Source organism: Rhizobium sp. P2_G9, from assembly GCF_056403475.1.
Window position 1 is genome coordinate 1 of sequence record NZ_JBFUFK010000013.1, and the last position, 20429, is coordinate 20429.

At 60.6% G+C, this 20429-nt stretch carries 21 protein-coding genes and 1 riboswitch; of the genes, 15 read left to right on the plus strand and 6 right to left on the minus strand.

What is annotated here, in order from left to right:
* Nucleotides 1-146: 146 nt before the first annotated feature.
* Nucleotides 147-1046 carry a 3-dehydrocarnitine:acetyl-CoA trimethylamine transferase BcoG gene (bcoG, locus tag AC1DYF_RS12475; RefSeq protein ID WP_477877056.1) on the minus strand — a complete coding sequence of 300 codons (900 nt, stop codon included), beginning with the start codon at nt 1044-1046 and terminating at the stop codon, nt 147-149.
* A gap of 111 nt (nt 1047-1157) precedes the next feature.
* Between bcoG and AC1DYF_RS12480 the strand changes: the two genes are divergently transcribed.
* Nucleotides 1158-2123: a GlxA family transcriptional regulator gene (locus AC1DYF_RS12480; protein ID WP_477877057.1), complete on the plus strand. Its 966-nt coding sequence runs from the start codon at nt 1158-1160 to the stop codon at nt 2121-2123.
* Between the two features lie 166 nt (nt 2124-2289).
* Nucleotides 2290-3699, plus strand: a complete 1410-nt coding sequence (locus AC1DYF_RS12485) for an aminotransferase (protein WP_477877058.1) — start codon at nt 2290-2292, stop codon at nt 3697-3699.
* A 5-nt stretch (nt 3700-3704) separates the two neighbouring features.
* Here AC1DYF_RS12485 and AC1DYF_RS12490 read toward each other — a convergent pair whose 3' ends face one another.
* Entirely contained in the window at nt 3705-4214 is a 510-nt protein-coding gene (locus tag AC1DYF_RS12490; RefSeq protein WP_477877059.1) for a hypothetical protein, read from the minus strand.
* A 128-nt stretch (nt 4215-4342) separates the two neighbouring features.
* On the opposite strand from AC1DYF_RS12490, the gene ybgC reads away from it, so the two are divergent.
* The 3 genes from ybgC to AC1DYF_RS12505 all read left to right on the plus strand — a co-directional run bounded on the left by ybgC (nt 4343) and on the right by AC1DYF_RS12505 (nt 6047).
* The gene (gene ybgC, locus AC1DYF_RS12495; RefSeq protein ID WP_477877060.1) at nt 4343-4801 is read left to right on the plus strand and encodes a tol-pal system-associated acyl-CoA thioesterase; all 459 of its coding nucleotides are present in this window, start codon (nt 4343-4345) and stop codon (nt 4799-4801) included.
* 93 nt (nt 4802-4894) lie between these two features.
* The gene (locus AC1DYF_RS12500; RefSeq protein ID WP_477877061.1) at nt 4895-5128 is read left to right on the plus strand and encodes a hypothetical protein; all 234 of its coding nucleotides are present in this window, start codon (nt 4895-4897) and stop codon (nt 5126-5128) included.
* Nucleotides 5129-5288: 160 nt separating this feature from the next.
* A complete protein-coding gene (locus AC1DYF_RS12505) occupies nt 5289-6047 on the plus strand; it encodes a ribonuclease T2 family protein (protein WP_477877062.1) in 759 nt (252 codons plus the stop codon).
* A 64-nt stretch (nt 6048-6111) separates the two neighbouring features.
* Here the strand turns inward: AC1DYF_RS12505 and AC1DYF_RS12510 are convergent, their stop codons facing one another.
* The 4 genes from AC1DYF_RS12510 to AC1DYF_RS12525 form a co-directional block, all read right to left on the minus strand.
* Nucleotides 6112-7074: a sugar-binding transcriptional regulator gene (locus tag AC1DYF_RS12510; RefSeq protein WP_477877063.1), complete on the minus strand. Its 963-nt coding sequence runs from the start codon at nt 7072-7074 to the stop codon at nt 6112-6114.
* A gap of 20 nt (nt 7075-7094) precedes the next feature.
* The gene (locus AC1DYF_RS12515; RefSeq protein ID WP_477877064.1) at nt 7095-8561 is read right to left on the minus strand and encodes an FGGY family carbohydrate kinase; all 1467 of its coding nucleotides are present in this window, start codon (nt 8559-8561) and stop codon (nt 7095-7097) included.
* A 170-nt stretch (nt 8562-8731) separates the two neighbouring features.
* Nucleotides 8732-9688 carry a transketolase family protein gene (locus tag AC1DYF_RS12520; RefSeq protein ID WP_477877065.1) on the minus strand — a complete coding sequence of 319 codons (957 nt, stop codon included), beginning with the start codon at nt 9686-9688 and terminating at the stop codon, nt 8732-8734.
* Nucleotides 9688-10497, minus strand: coding sequence for a transketolase (locus AC1DYF_RS12525; RefSeq protein ID WP_477877066.1), 810 nt, complete (start codon nt 10495-10497; stop codon nt 9688-9690). Before AC1DYF_RS12525 ends, AC1DYF_RS12520 begins: the two co-directional genes overlap by 1 nt.
* Nucleotides 10498-10717: 220 nt before the next feature.
* Here AC1DYF_RS12525 and AC1DYF_RS12530 point away from each other — a divergent pair, with 220 nt between their 5' ends.
* The 10 genes from AC1DYF_RS12530 to AC1DYF_RS12575 all read left to right on the plus strand — a co-directional run bounded on the left by AC1DYF_RS12530 (nt 10718) and on the right by AC1DYF_RS12575 (nt 20406).
* The gene (locus AC1DYF_RS12530) at nt 10718-11701 is read left to right on the plus strand and encodes an ABC transporter permease (RefSeq protein WP_477877067.1); all 984 of its coding nucleotides are present in this window, start codon (nt 10718-10720) and stop codon (nt 11699-11701) included.
* 114 nt (nt 11702-11815) lie between these two features.
* Nucleotides 11816-12745, plus strand: a complete 930-nt coding sequence (locus AC1DYF_RS12535; protein ID WP_477877068.1) for a substrate-binding domain-containing protein — start codon at nt 11816-11818, stop codon at nt 12743-12745.
* Nucleotides 12746-12765: 20 nt separating this feature from the next.
* Complete coding sequence (locus AC1DYF_RS12540; RefSeq protein WP_477877069.1) at nt 12766-14244, plus strand: sugar ABC transporter ATP-binding protein; 1479 nt, start codon at nt 12766-12768, stop codon at nt 14242-14244.
* Between the two features lie 20 nt (nt 14245-14264).
* On the plus strand, nt 14265-15053 hold the full coding sequence (locus AC1DYF_RS12545; protein WP_477877070.1) for an SDR family oxidoreductase: 789 nt from the start codon (nt 14265-14267) through the stop codon (nt 15051-15053).
* Between the two features lie 265 nt (nt 15054-15318).
* Nucleotides 15319-16101, plus strand: a complete 783-nt coding sequence (locus AC1DYF_RS12550; protein WP_477877071.1) for an SDR family oxidoreductase — start codon at nt 15319-15321, stop codon at nt 16099-16101.
* 91 nt (nt 16102-16192) lie between these two features.
* Nucleotides 16193-16341, plus strand: a riboswitch (FMN riboswitch).
* Nucleotides 16342-16450: 109 nt separating this feature from the next.
* On the plus strand, nt 16451-17068 hold the full coding sequence (gene ribB, locus AC1DYF_RS12555) for a 3,4-dihydroxy-2-butanone-4-phosphate synthase (RefSeq protein ID WP_477877072.1): 618 nt from the start codon (nt 16451-16453) through the stop codon (nt 17066-17068).
* 343 nt (nt 17069-17411) lie between these two features.
* On the plus strand, nt 17412-17972 hold the full coding sequence (locus AC1DYF_RS12560; RefSeq protein ID WP_477877073.1) for a hypothetical protein: 561 nt from the start codon (nt 17412-17414) through the stop codon (nt 17970-17972).
* Entirely contained in the window at nt 17911-18432 is a 522-nt protein-coding gene (locus tag AC1DYF_RS12565; RefSeq protein WP_477877074.1) for a hypothetical protein, read from the plus strand. Before AC1DYF_RS12560 ends, AC1DYF_RS12565 begins: the two co-directional genes overlap by 62 nt.
* A 302-nt stretch (nt 18433-18734) precedes the next feature.
* Nucleotides 18735-19967 (plus strand): adenylate/guanylate cyclase domain-containing protein, encoded by a 1233-nt coding sequence (locus AC1DYF_RS12570; protein ID WP_477877075.1) that lies wholly within the window; start codon nt 18735-18737, stop codon nt 19965-19967.
* Between the two features lie 133 nt (nt 19968-20100).
* Nucleotides 20101-20406, plus strand: a complete 306-nt coding sequence (locus AC1DYF_RS12575; RefSeq protein ID WP_477877076.1) for a UBP-type zinc finger domain-containing protein — start codon at nt 20101-20103, stop codon at nt 20404-20406.
* Nucleotides 20407-20429: the final 23 nt, after the last annotated feature.

Here is a 20429-nt window from a genome sequence, read left to right on the forward strand (position 1 = left end):
CATCTCCCCCTCAAGGGGGGAGATTGATGCGCGGCTGCCGCTCGCCCCGATCTCGAAGTTAGGAGTGGAGGCCGGAGCGTGCCCCCAGCCAATCTCCCCCCTTGAGGGGGAGATGCCCGGCAGGGCAGAGGGGGGTAACTCCGATCTCAGCGCTTCTGCAGCTTCAGCTTCTTGCGAACGTCTGCCGGCCCGATGATCTTGGCGCCCATACCCTCGATAACCCCGACGGCCTTTTCGACCAGCTGGGCATTGGTGGCGAACTCACCCTTGCCGATATAGAGATTGTCTTCGAGGCCGACGCGGACATTGCCGCCGGCGAGGATGGCTGCGGCCGGGTAGGCCATCGCATCACGGCCGATGGCGAAGGCCGAGAAAGTCCAGTCCGAGGGTATGTTGTTGACCATTGCCATGAAGGTGTTGAGGTCATTGGGCGCGCCCCACGGAACCCCCATGCAGAGCTGCACCAGCACCGGATTCTCGATCAGGCCTTCCTGGACCAGCTGCTTGGCGAACCAGAGATGGCCGGTGTCGAAGGCTTCGATTTCCGGACGGACGCCCAGGTCGGTCATCAGCTTGGCCATGGCGCGCAGCGTGCCGGGCGTGTTGGTCATCACATAGTCGCCGAGCGAGAAATTCATCGTGCCGCAATCGAGCGTGCAGATTTCCGGCAGGCATTCGGCAACATGGGAGACGCGCTCGGTGGCGCCGGCGAGGTCGGTTGCCGGGTTGAGCGGCAGCGGATTTTCCGGGCTGCCGAAAATGATATCGCCGCCCATGCCGGCGGTCAGGTTGAGCACCACATCGGTGTCGGCCTGGCGGATGCGGTCGGTGACTTCCTTGTAGAGCGAATTCAGGCGCGAGGGGGCGCCGGTTTCGGGATCGCGCACGTGGCAATGGACGATTGCGGCACCGGCCTTGGCGGCATCGATGGCTGAATCGGCGATTTCCTTCGGCGAGCGCGGCACAAGGCGCGACTTGCCGGCAGTGTCACCCGAGCCGGTGACGGCGCAGGTGATGAAGACTTCACGGTTCATGGTGAGCGGCATTTCGAAAACCTCCCTCGGAGCAGCTTGGCGGCAATTAGGCCAGTGCTTGCGTTTCTTTGCTTTGCAGTTTCGGCAGAATTCTATACATAATCGGAAGCTTGCGGAGCCTCCATGTTCGACCATCCCGACCGGCCATTGGAAATCGATATCCTCGCCTTCCCCGAAACGACAGTGCTGCTGCTCGCGTCGGTGTTCGAACCGCTGCGCGCCGCCAACCGCGTCGCCGGCCAGACGCTCTATAGCTGGCGGCTGTTCAGCCCCGACGGCAAGCCGGTAGAGACCACGGCGCATATCAACATCTCGGTCGATGGCGCCTTCCGGCCCGACAAGGATGAAAATCCGCTGTTCGTCGTCTCCAGCTACAACTGGCGGCGTAACAATATCGCGCCGATGAAGATGGCGCTATCGCGAACCGCCCGCCACCGCTCGATGATCGCCGGCATCGAATCCGGCACATGGCTGATGGCCGAGGCGAGCCTGATCGATGGCCACCAGGTCAGCGTCCACTGGGAGGACCGCGATGAATTTGCCGGCCGCTATCCGCAGATCAATGTGGTCAAGGAACGCTTCGTCATCGACCGCAAGCGCATGACATCCGGCGGCTCGCTGCCGACGATCGACATGATGCTGGAAATCATCCGCCGCCGGCAGGGCTATTCGCTGGCGCTCGAAGTGTCGCGCGCCTTCCTCTATGAGCGCGATGCCGGCGCCGGTCCGCTGCCGTCGCCATCCGGCAGTTCCGGCGAGATGGACAAGCGTCTGGTGCAGGCGGTGCGGCTGATGGAGGAAAGCGTCGACCAGCCGTTTTCGCTGGAGCGGCTGGCGAAGCGTACCGGCATCAGCGCGCGCCACCTGCAAAGCCTGTTCAACGAAAGTTTCGGCGTCTCGCCGCATGTGCATTACCTCGCGCTTCGGCTCAATACCGCGCGGCGCAAGGTGATCGAAAGCCGCGCTTCCTTCGCCGACATCGCCGCTTCGGCCGGCTTCAATTCGGCCTCGGCCTTCTCCCGCTCCTATCGCGCCCAATTCCGCGAGAGCCCGTCTGAGACGCGCAAGCGGCTGAGAGCCGGCGGCTGAGCGCTGGCGGTCAAGCGCTCTCTCACAGCAAAGAAATCTACCGAGCGGGATTGATCTTCCTTATCGTTTCTGGGATATTGACTGAACAGACATTCAATAAGAATCATATATTCTATTGTAAAACAGTCTGTTGAGGTAATGTCTTAAATTTGCACGGGAGGCGATCATGGCTGCGAAACGGGAAGAGATCGAGATGGAAGAGAGCCCTTCCGCCATCGAGGCGATTGCCGAGAAGCATCTCGTGCAGCCCTGGCCAGTGGCCGGCTCGATCGGCGCGGAAGCGCGCGGCCTGATCGAAAGCGGCGACGGCATCTATGTCACCGACAGTGCCGGACGGCAGCTGATCGACGGCCCCGCCGGCATGTGGTGCGTCAATGTCGGCCATCGCAACAAGGAGCTGGCGCAGGTCATGTTCGACCAGGCGATGGCGCTTTCCTATAATTCGCCCTGGTATACGACCAACGAGCCGTCGGCGCTTTTGGCCGAGCGGCTGGCAGGCCATGCGCCTGCGGGCATGAACCATGTGTTCTACACGACCGGTGGTTCCTCGGCGGTGGAGACGGCCTTCCGCTTCCTGCAATTCTACAACAATGTCCGGGGACGGCCGGAGAAGAAGCTGATCGTCAGCCGCGAGGGCGCCTATCACGGCTCGACCTATCTCGCCGCCTCGATGAATGGCCGGCCGCGCGACCAGGACTGGATGGACAGCGCCAAAGAGTTGGTGATCAAGCTCTCCTGCCCGAATCCGTTCCGCAGGCCGAAGGGCATGACTGTGGAGGCCTTCACCGATTTCCTGATCGACGAATTTCGCTCGACGATCGAGCGGGTCGGCGCCGACAAGATCGGAGCCTTCATCGGCGAGCCGATCATGGCGTCTGGCGGCGTGATCGTGCCGCCGCCAGGCTATCTGCCGCGCATGCGGGCGCTCTGCACCGAGCATGACATTCTCTATATTTCCGACGAAGTGGTGACCGCCTTCGGCCGGCTCGGGCATGTCTTCGCGTCGAAGGATGAGTTCGGTATCGAGCCGGATATGATCACCTTCGCCAAGGGCGTGACCTCGGGTTATTTCCCGCTTGGCGGCGTGATGATCCGCTCGAAACTGTTCGAGGAATTGCGCCAGTCCAACCATCCGGATGCGATGTTTGCGCATGGCCTCACCTATTCCAGCCATCCGATCGGCTGTGCGGTGGCGCTCAAAAATCTCGACATGCTGGAAAACGGTCTGCTGGAGCGGACGCGGACGATTGCGCCGCATTTCCAGAGCCGGTTGAAGGCGCTCGAAGAATTGCCGCTGGTGGGTGAGGTCCGTGGCGTCGGGCTGATGGCGAGCATCGAATGCGTCGCCGACCATGTCAGCAACAATCCGCTGGCGCTCGATCTCGAAGTGGGAAAACGCATCGACAAGCACTGCCAGGAGCTTGGCCTCCTGGTGCGGCCGCTGATCAATATGTGCGTGATGAGCCCGCCGTTGACGATCTCGGAAAGCCAGATCGATCAGATGGCCGACATCCTGCACAAGAGCATCGTCATGACGCAGGATGAGCTCAGCCGTGAGGGGCTTTGGAAGGGCTGACCATTCTACTCTTCTTCGAGTGGCCGCGGGACAGGCGAGGCGCGGCGAATATTCGCCAGCCATCGCCGCAGCACTGGCGCGCCGATCAACAGGTAGAATCCGAATAGCCAGTTGGCGATCGGCGTCAGATAGAGGTGAGCCGGAATCGGGATCGGTATCTCCAGCGCGCGTGGCTGTGTCTGAAATAGGAAATCCATGAGATAGATTGTTTCGCGCATCGCTGTGACGAGCACATAGGCGCCTGTGGCGCTGAAGACGATGGCTTGTAGGTCGTCGAATTTCAACGGCGTTTCGGCAAAAGTCTCGTTCGATTTCGGCGTCATGTGATCCACAATGGCTTCTGCGAGCCAGTAGATCAGCATCAGGGGAATAAACAGCAGGGTCCCCGCAGCAATGAAAGACCAGCGCACTGTCGTTCCCGCCGACACGTCGATCAGGCGCATGATCAATTCGAGGGCAAGCAACAGCATCAAAGTTTTGACGAGAACGACAAGGCCGGATCGAATTGTCATCATTTGCAAATATCCATTTCCTGCAAACTATTGGTGTGGACCATAGCAGCGCAAACCTATCGGTCAATCCGCTTGGCTGGACGGCTGGCTGACGATAAGGATTTGCGGCGTATCAACAGAGAAGTTCCGCAATGCAGTATCAATCCATTTCGCTTTCCGGCGAACTGACGGCCGAAGGCCATATCCTCACCCAGCGTGTCTATTACGAAGACACGGATTTCTCCGGCGTCGTCTATCACGCCCGCTACCTGCATTTTCTCGAGCGCGGCCGCACCGATTTCCTGCGCTGCCTCGGCATCGATCAGAGCAAGGTGTCGACGGGAGAGGAAAGCCTTGTCTTCGTTGTGCACCGCATGGAGATCGATTTCAAACAGCCGGCGCGGATGGACGACGTGCTGACGATCCGCACCGTGACGGAGAAGGCAGCCGGCGCCAAGCTGATCCTCGACCAGGAAATCCGCCGCGACGGGACATTGCTGATCGCCGCGCACGTCATCGTCGCCGTCATCAATGGCCGTGGCCGGCCGCAGCGGCTGCCGGCGCCGCTGGTTGCCCAGTTCTCTGCTTTTGGCGCTCAATCGCCCGCCTGAGCAGGCGTGTTCCGTTGGGAACAGCAGGACGGTCCGATCTGTGCGAAAACCATCTCAAGTTAAGTGCGACCGTTTTGAGATGGGATGGCGGTGATGGACAGGTTCTTTGTCGGGTTGGTTGCTGCAGCAGGTGCTGCGTTTGCGGCTCTCGGCCCCGCCGGAAGTGACCTGACCACCGCCGCCACCTCGTCCCGACAGGACGCTGCCAATTCGGTCCGGCTCGCCTGGAGGACGGACGCCTCCACGCCTGGATGCCGGGTGGAAATGCGCTGGCGGCGCGATTATTCCGGCCAGCCCTATCTGAACAAAGTCCGCATCTGCGCTTGATCCCCGTTCACAAAGCGCAGATCGCCCTGAAGCCCGGTCCGCCCGCCCTGCTGGACCGGGCTTCCTCTTTGCCCTCATCAACTCGTTCCGTCTGGCAAGTCATCCCGCGTAAAATCGCCGGATTGTATTCTTCGATGTTCACCGCAATAGTTGAAATGCGATGCTCGTCGCGTTATGCTCCAAGCGCGCGCCACCGTTATTTTTCCGTCGAGAGCGCTTTGTAGAAGCCTCTCCCGAAGGTGAGTGCGGCAATTGTGGGTATGTCTGCTGGAAATCGCGAGAGGGGATTAATCTCATGGGGACGAAAAAGCGCTTTCGCAATTGCGTATCGACAGGCCTTGCCGCCATGCTGGCGGCGGCCACGCTGGTTGCTCCCGTCAATCTGAACGCTGCTCCACACGATGTCGGCAAGCGGCCGCCGGGACAGTTCGATTATTATGTCCTGGCGCTGTCGTGGGAGCCCGGCTTCTGTGCCACGAACCATGGGCACCAGAAGGAGTGCAGTTCTCCGAAGGGCTTTGTCCTGCATGGGCTCTGGCCGCAGATGGAAGGCGGGGCATATCCGACCTCCTGCAGCCAAACAGCCCTCAGCGATGCTGAGCACGAACAATGGGCTGACATCTATGCCGACCCATCGCTCATCGATCACGAATGGCCCAAGCATGGTACGTGTTCCGGTCTGTCGCCCTCCGATTATTTCAAATTGTCGGAGGCCGACGTGAAGGCCGTCGTGATTCCCGATGAATTCCGTACTCCCAAAAAGCTCAAGAAGGGTGACTCTGCGGAGATCAAGAAAGCCTTTATCGCCGCCAATCCAGGCATGACCGCTACGGGACTATCGGTTGTGGCCAAGAAAAAAACCGTCGTCGAACTCGATATCTGCGTCACCAAAGAGGGTAAGTTTCGGCCCTGTTCATGATCGAGCCTGGGCGACTTGTGCCTCCAAGCCTGGTTGCCGGGTGGAAATGCGGTAGGCTTTCAAGTCAGGCGGACTGCGGAGACAAAAGACGGGCGGCGGTAAAGTGGTCGGTGATCAGCGTATCGATGACACCGATTCGCAATGCACCGGCGATCGCTTCCGTCTTCTTGGCGCCGCCGGCCACCGCGATAACGCGCTTCACATGGGACAGGTCTTCCATAGGTAACCCGACCACGCGCTCGTCCAGCGGCGTCTTCACCGATTTCCCATGTCTGTCGAAGAACCGCAGCGAGATGTCGCCAACCGCGCCGGCCTCGGCAAGATCGGCCAGTTCACGCTGGGAGAAGATGTTTCCCGAACGCGTCAGCAGTTCCGACGGCTCGACGGCGCCGATGCCAACGATCGCCAGGCTGATGCTGCTGAAGAGGTCCATGGTCTCACGCACATAGGGATCGGATGTCATCAGCAGTTTGGCTTCCCGGGACGTGGTCACGCCTTGCACCGGCAACAGCTTGGGCTCCGCTCCGGTCAGCTTTGCAAGCCGCGTGGTGAGCTGAGTCGCATGGGTCTGCACGGAGGGGTCGCCCATTCCCCCCAGCGTCTGAACGACATATTTTGCCTGCGCGCTCTTCTGCGGATGAATGTTCTCGACCATCTTGAAAATGGTCTGGCTCCAGCTCGAAACGCCGATGATCTCGCCGGGAACAAGCGTCATTTCGAGGAGGTGAGCTCCAGCTTCGCCGATCCGCGCCATGATCGCGCCATCGCGATCTTCCGAGCACTCGACGACGATCGCCTCGGGGAGATTGAAGCGCTCGCGGAGACCGTTTTCAAGGTCGATGAAGGTGCCGGCGGGAGGAATGACGCTGGTGCGGACGATGTCTTCCGCTTCGGCCTTTTTCAGCATCCGGGAGACTGTGGCCTGGGAGAGATGCAGGTGTTCGGCGATCTCCGCCTGACGTTTGTGCTCGATATGATACATCTGAGCGACGCGAGCAATCAGGCGCAGTTCGTTCAGACGACTCATACATTCCCCCGGCTGAATTTTTATTCACTCTTAGTCCCAGCGCGCACAAACGTCGAGCGATCAATTGCATCGTACCAAGTGTCGAGTTTTCTCGATTGTTCGCTGTCCTCAGGCCCGATTTCGACGCCGTTTCTCGGCAACCTGGCAATGGCGTCCATGCTCTCCCAGATCCCCAGCGACAGGCCGGCGAGATAAGCCGCTCCCAGGGCCGAGACTTCGGGTGCCTCGCGCTGGATGACAGGATGCCGCAGCACGTCGGCCACGCATTGCATGAGGAAACGGTTCTGGCTCGGCCCGCCGTCGACATAGAGTGCGCCAAAGCCATGGCCGAACTGGCTCTGCATCGCGGCGAAGACATCCCTCACCTGGAAGGCGATCGAGTCGGTGACGGCGCGTGCCATCTGCGCCCGCGTGGTGCTGAAATTGATCTGCGAGAACAATGCTCTTGCATCAGAATTCCAATAGGGAGCACCGAGGCCGACGAATGCCGGCACGAATCCCGGGCCATCGGGTCCAGCCGTGGCCGCGAGTTCGACCAGGGAAGCGACATCCGGCAGGCCCAATATCTCGGCCATCCATGGAAGGCTCGCGGCGGAAACCAGGATATTGCCTTCGAAGGCGAATGTCGGCTTGCCGTTGATCCGCCACGCCACCGTGGTGGTGATGCCTTTCTGCGGAGCGATGAAGTTGGGCAACGTCGTCATGACAGACGAGCCGGTGCCGAAGGTGATCTTTCCGTCGCCGGTGTTGAAGGCGCCGTGACCGAACAATGCCGCGTGACTGTCGCCGATTGCCGAACGGATCGGCGTGCCATTGGGCACGCCGGGTACATTCAGCGTTGTGCCAAAATCGGCGGCGCTGTCCAGCACCAGGGGAAGCGCATCCTTGTTCACGTCGAAAAGCGCACACAGCTTGTCGCTCCAGACTTGGGCATTGAGGTCGAAGAGCTGGCTTCTTGCTGCATTGGACGCGTCGCAAACGTGCTKCCTGCCCGCGGTCAGACAATGGATCAGCCAGCTGTCGATCGTGCCCAATCGCAGCTTGCGGCCTCTTGGCGCCTGTTCGAGCAGCCAGCGCATTTTCGGGCCGGGAAACATCGGATCAAGCGGCAGCCCGGTGAGCATCTGCACGCGCGGCTGATGGCCTGCATCGATAAACCGGGCGCAATCCGCCGCGGTTCGGCGGCACTGCCAGCTCAAGACCGGGCCGAGCGGTTTCCCCGTCTCGGCATCCCAGATCGTCACCGATTCCCGCTGGTTGGAAATGGCGACAGCTTCGACCACGGCGTCCGGCTTCGCTGCCAGACAGGCCTGGATCGCCTCGCAGACCGATTCCCAGATCCTCTTCGGGTCCTGCTCGACCCAGCCGGGTTGGGGATAGGAAATGCCGACCGGCGACGATCCGCGCGCCAGCAGCTCTCCCGTGGTGGACACCAGAAGCGCCTTGGAATTGGTCGTGCCTTGATCGATTGCGAGAATGGCCCGCATGAATTCTCTCCTCCAACGCGCGAGGGCGCGAATGAACGCGCCCCGTCAGTCCGCTAAAGCGCGTCGGCATATTTATGGATCAGGTGACGCGCTTTATCTGTTTGTTTTTGCGCATGTCGTTGTCCCGAAACCGGGAGCCCCTTTCGGGCGACATGTGTTGCAATCCAATTTCACTTGCGCCTGATCAGCTCGGCGGCAGCGTCAGCAATCGACGCCGGAGCCATGCCGAATTCATCAAGCAGGAATTCTGCGGACCCGGTCGGCGCAAAGATACCCGGCACGCCAAGACGTTTCATCGGCACCGGCACATTGTCCACGACAACTTCCGCCACGGCGGAGCCGAGACCGCCAAAGATCGAGTGTTCCTCAGCCGTCAGAATCGCGCCGGTCTCGTTTGCGGCCGCGATGATTGCGGTTTCATCGATCGGCCGGACGGTAGCCATGTTGAGGACGCGGGCTTCGATGCCGCGTTGCGCCAGGATGTCGGCAGCCTTGAGGATGCGATGCGTCAACGTTCCGTTGGCAATCAGGGTCACGTCCGCGCCTTGGCGGAGGAGGTTGGCCTTGCCGACCTCGAACCTGTGTCCTTGCGGAAGCAGGTCCGGGACGCCGACGCGCGAAAGGCGCAGGAAGCAGGGGCCGGCATAGCTCGCGGCCCATTCGATGGCTGCAGCGGTCTCGATCCGGTCACAGGGCGCGATCACCGGCAGGTTCGGAAGCACGCGGGTCCAGGCGAAATCCTCGATCGAATGATGCGTCGGTCCAAGCTCGCCATAGGCCATGCCGGAGGAAATGCCGACCAGCTTCACATTGGCGTTGGAATAGGCGATGTCGGCCTTGACCTGCTCGAGCGAACGGCCCGTCAGGAAGGGGGCCGCGCCGCACACGAAAGGCAGCATGCCGCCATTGGCGAGACCGGCGCCGACACCGACCATGTTCTGCTCGGCAATACCGACATTGACCAGGCGTTCGGGAAACCGGGCCTTGAAACCGGTCAGTTTCGACGATCCGACGGAGTCGTTGCACACGGCGACGACCTTGTTGTTCTCGGCCGCCAGTCGCTCCAGGGTCGCGGCGAAAGCGTCACGGCAGTCATGAAGACCCTCTGCAGGAACATGCGCGTTCATCAAATCGCCTCCGAAAGTTCTGCGACAGCAATCTCGTATTGTTCCTTGCTCGGCACTTTGTGATGCCATTCGACACGGTCCTGCATGAAGCTGATGCCATGTCCCTTGTTCGTATGGGCGACAATGCAATGCGGGCGAGGGGTGCGCGTTTCGAGCGCCGGAACCACCTCGGCCATCTCGTTGCCGTTGATCTCGGTCACGTCCCAGCCGAAGGCCTCGAGCTTCGGACGAAGCGGCGCCAGATCGTTGGTTTCCGCCAGTGCCGCGCCCTGCTGGAAGCGGTTATGGTCGACGATCAGGGTCAGATTGTCCAACTTGAATTGACTGGCAGCCATGATGGCTTCCCAGTTGGAGCCTTCCTGCATCTCGCCGTCGCCGGTCATGACATAGGTGTGATAGGCAGCCCCCGAGAGCTTCGCCGCTTTCGCCATGCCCACGGCGACGGGCAGGCCATGCCCGAGCGGGCCGGTATTGGTTTCGACGCCCGGCACCTTGTTGCAGTTCGGATGACCGTTGAGCCGGGAATGGGGCTTGAGGAAGGTCGAGATTTCCTCTTCCGGAATGAAGCCGCGCTTCGCCAGCGTCACGTAGAGGGCGCACGCCGTGTGACCCTTGGAGAGCACGAAGCGATCCCGTTCCGGCAGGCGCGGCTCTTTCGGATCGACCCTGAGGACGCGGAAATAGAGCGCGGTCATGATGTCGATCGCCGACATTTCCCCGCCGATATGGCCCGCGCCCGCTTCGAACACCGCCTGAAGATCACGCAAACGGATTTGCCGCGCAACGCGCTTAAGCTCCTCCAGTTCCATATTTCCGCTCCTGCATATTTATTCAGTATGTTATATTTTTGCGAGAAACGTGCATTAGTCAAGTCCCTCGTCAATATTTTACGTTGCGAGGCGGGCATTTGCCGGTGGCGGATTTTTGATTGACAGTCCAAATCGGACCTGTTAGTGCATTTTCCAGCAGATGTGAATAAATATTCTAAACTGCCGCCTTATTCAGGATAGCCGAGCTACGGGAGGAACCATGGCAGCGGTTAGCGTCAATGAACAAGCACAAGTGACAAAGAGAAAGCCGCTGGCCTGGCTGCGTGGAGCGACCGGCCCGCTGATCGGCTTGATCGCGCTGTGCCTGTTCCTGAGCGTTGCAACGGACAAATTCCTCTCCGTCCACAATGGCCTCAACATCCTCGATCAGATTACCGTCCTCGGTATCATGGCCGTCGGCATGACATTCGTGATCCTGATCGGCGGCATCGATCTGTCCGTCGGCTCGGTGATCGCGCTGTCGATGATGGTGATGGGCTGGACGGCGAATGTCGCCGGATTTCCCATGGGTGTCGGCATGGCCGTGGCGCTCGTCGCCTCGGCCGTCAGCGGTCTGATTGTCGGAATCATGATCACCCAGTTCCGCGTGCCGGCCTTTATCGCGACACTGGCGATGATGTCGGCGGCGCGTGGCGTTGCTTCGATGATCACCGACGGCCAGCAGATCGTCGGCTTTCCGGACTGGTTCATGATGCTGGCTATCGACCGGCATTTCGGCGTGCTGACGGCGACCGTTTTTCTGATGCTTGTCGTTCTCCTGGTCGCCTGGCTGTTTCTGAGATTTCGCGCCGAAGGGCGGATGCTCTATGCCGTGGGTGGCAATCCGGAAGTCGCCCGTCTCGCCGGCATCAACGTCCAGCGCGTGACAATCTCAGTCTATATCGTCTGCGCTGTCCTGGCCGGACTTGCAGGCATCGTTCTGGCGGCCCGGCTGGACTCGGTTCAGCCTTCCAGCGGCCTCGGCTATGAACTCGACACCATTGCGGCTGTCGTCATCGGCGGAACGTCGCTGACCGGCGGGTCCGGTGGCATCGGCGGCACGCTGATCGGCGTGCTGATCATCGGCGTCCTGCGCAACGGTCTCAATCTCCTCAATGTCTCTCCCTTCCTGCAGCAGGTGATCATCGGCATCGTCATCGTGCTCGCCGTCGGTGCTGAAACGCTGCGCAAGCGGAGATCCTGAGATTTATGGGGCTTCGCCAGCCCCTTCGACGAATTCCTCTCCATGACGGAGCGGATAGAGGCCCGGGAAGGAGGGAATAGCTCCCCGGGATAGTTCAAACCAACGGAGGAAAAAATGAAATTCGCGCGTGTTCTCCTGGCCTCAGCGGCCGTATTGGCCCTGTCGCTCAACGCCGTGCAGGCAAAGGAAGTCAAGAAGCTCGGCCTCGCGGTCGCCAACCTGCAGGCCAATTTCTTCAACCAGATCAAGCAGGCCGTCGAAGACGAGGGCAAGAAGCGTGGCATCGAAGTCGTCACCGTCGACGCCAAGGGTGATGGCCCGACACAGGTCAATCAGATCCAGGACCTGCTGACGCAGAACATCGACGCCCTGATCTACATCCCCGCTGGTGCGGCTGCCGCAACCGTTCCGGTCAAGCTCGCCCGCACCGCCGGCATCCCGGTGGTCAATGTCGACCGTAACGCCGATGGCGCTCCCGGCGACACTTTCCTGGCGACGGACTCTGTGACCTCGGCCAAGGCGATTTGCAAATACATCATCGACAAGGCCGGCAATAAGGGCAAGATGGTCATCATCCATGGCCAGAAGGGCACGACGCCGGAAGTCGACCGCAGCAAGGGTTGTGGCGAAGTGATTGCCGCCAATCCGGGCGTCAAGGTCGTCGCCGAACAGTATTCGCAGATCTGGAGCCAGGACGAGGGTTTCCAGATCATGCAGAACATGCTGCAGGCCAACCCCGACGTGACTATCGTCTTTGCTGAAGCTGACGCTCTGGCGCTTGGCGCTGCCCAGGCGATCAAGGTCGCAAATCCGTCGCAGAAGATTGCCCTCGGCGGCTTTGACGGCGATACCGCGGCACTCAAGGCGCTGAAGAACGGCGTGTTCGACGTCACYGCGACGCAGCAGACCCAGAAAATGGGCCGTGATGCCGTTGCCAATGCGATCAAGATCGTCGCAGGCGAGAAGGTGCCGCCGATCCAGCTGATGGACGCGACGCTGACGACCAAGGATAATGTCGACGGCTTCATCGCCAACCATCCCTGATCGGCTACGGGAGATACGTTATGGCTGAGCCTGTTCTCACGCTCCGGGGCATTACGAAACGCTACGGCAGCCTGGACGTGGTCAAGAAAGTCGATCTTGATATTTACGCCGGGGAAGTCGTGGCACTCCTTGGTGAAAATGGAGCAGGCAAATCCACCCTGTCGGGCATCATTGCGGGCTCTCGCGATCCCTCCGAAGGAACAATGACCTGGTTGGGGCAACCCTATGCCCCGACCTCTCCAAGAGAGGCAATCGACAAGGGGATCGTACTGATCCACCAGGAGCTTCAGCTTCTGCCCGAGCTTTCGATTGCCGAAAATGTCTTCATTGGCCGCTGGCCGATGAAGAATGGCGTGCTGGATCGTGCGACCATGGTGCGGCGAGCGCAGGAGCAGCTCGCCCGCCTGAACCTTCATATTCCGGCAACGCGCAAGGTGGCCGGGCTTTCGACCGCCAATCAACAGCTGATCGAGATTGCCAAGGCGCTTGCCTTGAACGCCAAGCTGCTGATCCTGGACGAGCCGACGGCAGCCCTTGGCGGCGCGGAGACGGAAGCGCTGTTCGAGCAGGTGCGCAAGCTGAAATCCGAAGGCGTGGGGATCATCTATATCTCGCACCGCATGGAAGAGATAAAGCAGATCACCGACCGCATCGTCGTGCTGCGCGACGGCGAGCGCGTCAATGAATTTGCTGATAGCGCCACCCCGGTCCGCAGGATCGTCGAGAGCATGGTCGGGCGGCCGCTTGACCGGATGTTCCCCGCGCTCCCCGTGCCGCAGGATCGGCCTGTCCTGGAAGTGATCGGCCTGTCGTCCCCGGAAAAGTCCTTCAATGACATTTCTTTCAACGTCAAAGCTGGGGAAATTCTCGGTATTGCCGGCCTGATCGGTGCGGGCCGCACCGAACTGGTCCGGGCAATGACCGGGGCGGATCCGATCAGCGCCGGCCGCGTGCTGCTCGAAGGCAGGGAATTGAAGCTGAAAAGCCCCGCTGACGCCATCTCGCACGGCATCGTCATGGTGCCCGAGGACCGCAAGCTGCAGGGGCTGATCGTCTCGCACCAGATCGGCGAGAATCTTGCCTATGCCAATCTCGATCAGGTTGGCCGCCGCTGGATCACCGCGGAGGCGAAACGCCGGTTCGGCGACAAAGCCATCGCCAAATTCGGCGTCAAGGGCCGTGCCGGTCAGCCGGCGTCGGACCTGTCCGGCGGCAATCAGCAGAAGGTGGTGATCGCCAAGTGGCTGATGCGCGATCCCAAGGTCGTCGTGCTCGATGAACCGACGCGCGGCATCGACGTCGGCGCGCGTGCCGGTATTTATGACATTATCGTCAACCTGGCCAAAAGCGGCGTGGCGGTGATCGTCGTCAGCTCGGACCTGGAAGAGGTCCTGGGCATTTCCAACCGTATTCTCGTGCTGGCGCAAGGCAAGCAGGCCGGTATTCTCGACCGCGCCGAGGCAAACGACGTGTCCGTCATGGAACTAGCGACAATCTGATGCAATGAAAGGAACGAGTGGTGGCCGAAATCACGCTCAACGCCCCGAAACTTTTCGATCTCTCCGGCAATGTGGCGCTCGTCACCGGTGCCGGCAGCGGCATCGGCCAGCGCATTGCCATGGGCCTTGCCCAATGTGGAGCCGACGTTGCGCTCATGGATCGCCGCACCGATGACGGCCTGGCGCAGACCGCCGACTTCATCGCCAAGGCGGGCAGGAAATCCGTCCAGATCGCGGCCGACGTGACCAGCAAGGCCGCATTGGCCGATGCGATCAGCCGCACGGAGGCTGACCTCGGTGCGCTGTCGCTTGCCGTCAATGCCGCCGGCATCGCCAATGCCAATCCTGCCGAGGACATGGAAGAAGACCAATATCAGACCCTGATGGACGTCAACCTCAAGGGCGTCTTCCTCTCCTGCCAGGCGGAAGCGCGGGCGATGCTGAAGCACGGCAAGGGTTCGATCGTCAACATCGCCTCCATGTCGGGCGTGATCGTCAATCGCGGCCTGAGCCAGTGCCATTACAACGCCTCGAAGGCCGGCGTCATTCACTTGTCGAAGTCCATGGCGATGGAATGGGTCGGCCGCGGCGTCCGCGTCAACACCATCTCGCCCGGCTATACCGCGACACCGATGAACACACGGCCGGAAATGGTGCACCAGACAAAACTGTTCGAAGAGCAGACGCCGATGCAGCGGATGGCCAATGTCGACGAGATGGTCGGTCCAGCCGTGTTCCTCCTGTCCGACGCCGCGAGTTTTGTCACCGGTGTCGACCTGCTGGTCGACGGCGGGTTCTGCTGCTGGTGATCGTGATACGCAGGAAGATCGTTGCCGGAAACTGGAAATGAATGGCCTCTCATTCTCCCTAGCAGAGGTCATGGCGATGACGACCAAGGCGGACCGCTCTGATTGCAGCGTGGTCGTCATCCCCCTTTCAAGCTGATCGGCGGAGGCTGAAAGCCGCCGATTGCGCCGGTGTTGTCGATGCCCTGAGCGCCTGGATCCGGGCGCTTGACCGGCACTATCAGCCACGTGCCGTCCAACGGTTCAATCAATCGAAAAGGAGAACGCAATGTCCCGCTTTGACGGAAAGACGGTGGTGATCACCGGTGCCAGCCGTGGAATTGGAGCGGCAATTGCCCGGCGCTTCGCCCGCGAGGGCGCGAATGTCGTGGTCTCGGCCAATGAAGACAGCGTTCACGGCGTCGCCGACGCGATTAAGGCGGAGGGCGGCAAAAGCATCTCCTTCGTCGGCGATGTCACGGATGCCAAGAGCGTCGTTGCTCTCTACGACCGCGCGGAAGAGGCTTTCGGCGGCGTTGACGTCTCGATCCAGAATGCCGGCGTGATCACGATTGCCAGGTTGGAAGACATGACGGAGGCCGAATGGGACAAGGTCATGCTCGTCAACACCAAGGGCGTTTTCCTCTGCGCGCGCGAGGCAATCCTGCGCATCCGCAAGCATAAGCGGGGCGGGCGCATTATCAGCACCGCATCCGGCCAGGCGCGGCAAGGTTTTATTTTCACGCCGCACTATGCGGCTTCGAAAATGGGCGTGGTCGGGATCACCCAGAGCTTGGCCAAGGAAGTGGCGACCGAAAATATCACGGTCAACGCCTTCTGCCCGGGCATCATTGAAACCGACATGTGGGCCTATAACGACCAGGCCTGGGGTAAGCTGCTCGGCAATTATCAGCCCGGCGAACTGATGAAGGAATGGGTACAGAACATTCCGATGAAGCGCGCCGGGTCCGGCGATGACGTCGCGGGTCTGGTGACGTTCCTCGCCAGCGATGATGCCGCCTACATCACCGGGCAGACGATCAATGTCGATGGCGGCCTGATCATGTCGTGAATATTGTTGCGATCCGGAATGCTTTTGCGCATTCCGGACAATGGTTGGCGGATTCATTCTTGAAATCCGGGGTCCGTCGCGCTTATGTTTCAGATGTTCTCAGGGCGGGGCGAGATTCCCCACCGGCGGTATCAGGACCTGTCCTGGAGCCCGCGAGCGCTTTCGCCGTCGAGGTGAAAGGTCAGCAGACCCGGTGAGATGCCGGGGCCGACGGTATAGTCCGGATGGAAGAGGACACGTGGCTATGCTCCTGACAGGGAGCAGTGTTGCTTGTTCGCCCAAGGGAAAATGGGCGCATCTTTCGATGCGCTGGACCGTGCCGCGAGGCACACCCTTGAAAGGCAGAAGAATGAGTTTTGCAAAAATCGAAGACGCGGTTCGCGCAATCGCTCGCGGCGAAATGGTCGTGGTCGTCGATGACCAGGATCGTGAAAACGAAGGCGACATCGTCGTTGCCTCGGAAGCGGTGACGCCGCAGCATATCGCCTTTATGATGAACCATGCGCGTGGTCTTGTCTGCGTCGCCATGCAGGGCGAACGGCTGGATGCCCTCGATATCCCTCTGATGGTCGCCAACAACACGGAATCGCTGAAGACCGCGTTTACGGTCTCCGTTGATTACATCCCCGGCACGACCACCGGGATTTCCGCTGCCGATCGGGCAGCGACGGTTCGCGCGCTGCTGGACGAGAAATCCCGACCGGAAGATTTTGCCCGGCCGGGGCACATTTTTCCGTTGCGCGCCCATCCCCAGGGTGTTGCGGCACGTCCCGGCCATACCGAGGCGGCAGTCGAACTGGCACGGCTTGCCGGACTGAAGCCATCCGGCGTGATCTGCGAGGTGGCGAATGACGACGGCACTATGTCCCGGCTGCCGGACCTCGAGACGTTCGCCGAGCGTCATAATCTGCTGCTCGTCACGATCGAAGACCTGATCGCCTATGTCGGGTTCAGCCAGGCGGCGTGAACGGATAGCCGTGGCTGCTTGTGACTGGCTGCAGAAAGGGTGTGTGGCCGGTCGCTGACGCCGTCACAATTCTTTCGGGCCATGTGAGGACCTTGCCGGGCTTGGGGCGCCTCACGGCTAACGAGCTTGATCTCCAAGCATCCGGATGACCTTGATTTGATATGGAATAAGACGTGACGCAGACGCGCTTTAACTTGTGAGCTTGCGCTGCTAGCCAATCCACCGGTTCGCGAGAAAAACGCAACGGAGCGTGAAATGGCCGACGATGCAAAATTTGATAGGGAGTCTATAGAGGATGCATTCGACGAAATCGCCCAACTAGCGGCGCGGGTTGGTGTTGGAGATGGCGATCTACGGTGGCTCTTGCCTCGTATTGGCTTCGAATATCCGTGACTCTTCGGGCGACATAGATGCGGTCTATCTCAACCACCGGGATCAGGCCTACCAGATCGTGGATATCGTGACACAACGCCGACGTCTGCCGGAGGGATGGATGAATCAGGCAGCGAAGCAGTTCGCACCGCCCAAAGGGAATCCCGCTCCCCACCTCCTCCGGTTCAGAGACTATCCGAGAGGCGGGTATCCGGTCGGGCTGCGAATCTTCACTCCGTCACCGGAGTATCTCCTGGCGATGAAAGTTTTGGCCGACAGAGGAGAGGACGACACAAAAGGCCTCACGGATACGACCGATGCCATTGCGTYGATGAAGCTGACGGGCATCGACACATTTGAAAAGATTGTCGATCTCATGACCCAGTGCTATCCTAACATTCCGGGCGTCGTGCTTCCAATTGTGTCGCAGCGTATGAAGGCCAGGATCGAGGGCTTGGTGGATGAGTACAATGCATCGGACGAATCTGCTCCGACCTGGAACGCTGGCCGAGGCAGTCCGCTCACACCTTGAGACCGGCATCGAGTTTCGGTTTCCCCTTGCAGGTTTTCTGGACGGATTTTATCTCGACCACACGTGGCACGGGCGCAAAGAGCGTGTGATCGACGAGCCTCCGTTCAAGGGCGACGAGAGTTTCGATGCATTGGTCGGGGCCATCGGGGAACACCTTTGCCGCAGGTGGTCGCTGGGGCCGCCACCCGATTGGGTGGAAAATCCGATGCGGTTCCTGCGTCGCCCGCTTTTCCTGGGATCGGAAAGAATGAAGCCGTTTTATCTCGCGGAAAGTCCGAGCGCGTATAGGCGTCGGTTCATCTTCACCGAATTGGAGCCTCTTCGCCGTGCCCGGATGCCCAAGGATGCGGCGTGGTGGCAAGGGGAAGGCGTCCGCACGGGGCTGATACCGGAGCCGGGGGATGTTGAGACGACGCAGGCTGCTCCTGAATCGGAGTATGCCGGAACCGTCCCAAGCTGATAGGCACTTTGCAACCGCTCATCCTGGGCGGGTGCGACACTGATTTCGAACCGTTGCCTTTTCCATCGGCAGCAATTCGAGCAATCCGTCGTCGTTGCTACGCGGGGCTTTTTCTTTGTTGCAAATGGTCCGGCATGATTGCCGTTCTGGCCCGCAGCGTGATCACATGCGTTTGCTTCACAAGAAGGCAAGCCGGGTGTATCGATTATCCAGTGGTGTTCCGCAGGCGTCTTGATGATGCATATATCCCATGACCTGCCGCAGGCTTCGCAACGCCATGAATGGTGGGGAGGGGGTATCTCGTGACCGACAGCCGGACAGCGCCCAACGGCCCGGATCTGCAGCGGATTACGGCGACGATCGATTGGCTCGTGGCAGGCGCGAGATCGGCGGCAAAATCCGAGGACGTGCTCGCCGAACTCTGCAGCAAACTTGTCGATGCCGGCCTGCCGCTCGATCGTGTCGCGGTGTTTGTCCGCACCCTGCATCCACTGCTGATGGGCCGCAGTTTCGTCTGGCGGCCGGGTGCTGCGGTCGTGGTCTCCGAAGCGGCCTATGCCGTGCTCGACGGCGACGAATTTCTCGATAGCCCCGTGGCGACGATCTACCGCGACGGCAAGAAAATCCGCCGTCATCTCGTCGATCCCGACTGCCCGGACGATTTCTCGCTGCTTGCCACGCTACGCGCCGAGGGCATTACAGACTATCTGGCTCTGCCGCTTCTTTTCACCAATTCGGAAATTCATGTCGCAACCTTCGCCACGCAGCGCGCCGGCGGCTTTTCGGAGCCGCAACTCGCCGTGCTCGAACGGCTCGCATCGCCGCTGTCGCGTGTCGCCGAGGTGCGGGCGCTGCGTGCGACGGCGATCAGCCTGTTGAACGCCTATGTCGGGCGCGACGCCGGCGAGCGCATATTGTCGGGACGCATACAACGTGGCGTTTCCGAAAAGATTCGGGCAGCGATCTGGCTGTCGGACATGCGCGGCTTCACCCGGCGCGCCGACTCCCAACCGGCGGAGACGCTGCTCGACCTGTTGAACCAATTTTTCGACCGGATCGTTGCGCCCATCGAGGCGGAAGGCGGAGAAGTGTTGAAATTCATGGGCGATGGCGTGTTGGCCATTTTCCATATTACCGATCCCGCGATGGAATCGGCCGCCTGCGCACATGCGCTACGCGCGGCGCTGACCGCCGAAGCCAATGTCAACGCGCTGTCGGACGAGATTGTCGCCTCCGGTGGCGAGCCACTCCGGTTCGGCGTCGCCCTGCATGTCGGCGAGGCGCTCTATGGCAATATCGGCGCTGGCGCCCGCCTCGATTTCACCTGCATCGGACCCGCGGTCAACATGACCGCGCGGTTGGAAAAAATCGCCGCGCGGGAAGGGCGGGTGATCGTCGCTTCAAGCGACTTTGCGGCTGAAGCGCCTGGGCGATTCGAGGCGATTGGTGAATTCGAGCTGGCTGGCTTTCGCGAACCGCAGAGGGTTTTCGTCCCACATGCTCTGTCTGCAGAAGATGGTCCGATGCCGGTTTGAGATTTTCAGGCCTTTCTACGCCGCTCGGCGATCCCGATCCATGCGAGCCGGTCGCATCCCGTTGCCCGAATGACAAGGGTGGCAATCCCGGCGCTTTTCTCTATTCTGTCGCCCGAAGCAAGGAGTTGAGCCCATGCCACATCCGTGCAGCCACTTGTCCACAATACGCGATGTCACGCCAAAGACCCTTGGATGCGAGGAATGTCTGGAGGCTGGTGAAATGTGGTTCCACTTGCGCCTCTGCCGCGAATGCGGCCATGTCGGATGCTGCGATCAATCGCCGGGTAAACATGCGACCAAGCATTTCCATGAAACGGGACATCCCATCATCGAAGGCTACGATCCGCCGGAGGGTTGGGGCTGGTGCTTCGTCGATCAGACCATGGTCGAACTTCCCGACCAGACGCCGCAGCGCGGCCCTATTCCGCGTTACTACTGAGGCGACGATAAGCGCAAACGGAC

Excerpts from the sequence above, each read along its gene's own strand:
- AC1DYF_RS12510 (WP_477877063.1), bottom strand. The coding sequence starts at position 7,074 with ATGAGTCGTCTGAACGAACTGCGCCTGATTGCTCGCGTCGCTCAGATG.
- AC1DYF_RS12550 (WP_477877071.1), top strand. The coding sequence starts at position 15,319 with ATGTCCCGCTTTGACGGAAAGACGGTGGTGATCACCGGTGCCAGCCGT.
- AC1DYF_RS12480 (WP_477877057.1), top strand. The coding sequence starts at position 1,158 with ATGTTCGACCATCCCGACCGGCCATTGGAAATCGATATCCTCGCCTTC.
- AC1DYF_RS12540 (WP_477877069.1), top strand. The coding sequence starts at position 12,766 with ATGGCTGAGCCTGTTCTCACGCTCCGGGGCATTACGAAACGCTACGGC.
- AC1DYF_RS12575 (WP_477877076.1), top strand. The coding sequence starts at position 20,101 with ATGCCACATCCGTGCAGCCACTTGTCCACAATACGCGATGTCACGCCA.
- ybgC (WP_477877060.1), top strand. The coding sequence starts at position 4,343 with ATGCAGTATCAATCCATTTCGCTTTCCGGCGAACTGACGGCCGAAGGC.
- bcoG (WP_477877056.1), bottom strand. The coding sequence starts at position 1,046 with ATGCCGCTCACCATGAACCGTGAAGTCTTCATCACCTGCGCCGTCACC.
- AC1DYF_RS12530 (WP_477877067.1), top strand. The coding sequence starts at position 10,718 with ATGGCAGCGGTTAGCGTCAATGAACAAGCACAAGTGACAAAGAGAAAG.
- AC1DYF_RS12505 (WP_477877062.1), top strand. The coding sequence starts at position 5,289 with ATGCTCGTCGCGTTATGCTCCAAGCGCGCGCCACCGTTATTTTTCCGT.
- AC1DYF_RS12565 (WP_477877074.1), top strand. The coding sequence starts at position 17,911 with ATGCATCGGACGAATCTGCTCCGACCTGGAACGCTGGCCGAGGCAGTC.
- AC1DYF_RS12525 (WP_477877066.1), bottom strand. The coding sequence starts at position 10,497 with ATGGAACTGGAGGAGCTTAAGCGCGTTGCGCGGCAAATCCGTTTGCGT.
- AC1DYF_RS12490 (WP_477877059.1), bottom strand. The coding sequence starts at position 4,214 with ATGATGACAATTCGATCCGGCCTTGTCGTTCTCGTCAAAACTTTGATG.
- AC1DYF_RS12520 (WP_477877065.1), bottom strand. The coding sequence starts at position 9,688 with ATGAACGCGCATGTTCCTGCAGAGGGTCTTCATGACTGCCGTGACGCT.
- ribB (WP_477877072.1), top strand. The coding sequence starts at position 16,451 with ATGAGTTTTGCAAAAATCGAAGACGCGGTTCGCGCAATCGCTCGCGGC.
- AC1DYF_RS12485 (WP_477877058.1), top strand. The coding sequence starts at position 2,290 with ATGGCTGCGAAACGGGAAGAGATCGAGATGGAAGAGAGCCCTTCCGCC.
- AC1DYF_RS12500 (WP_477877061.1), top strand. The coding sequence starts at position 4,895 with ATGGACAGGTTCTTTGTCGGGTTGGTTGCTGCAGCAGGTGCTGCGTTT.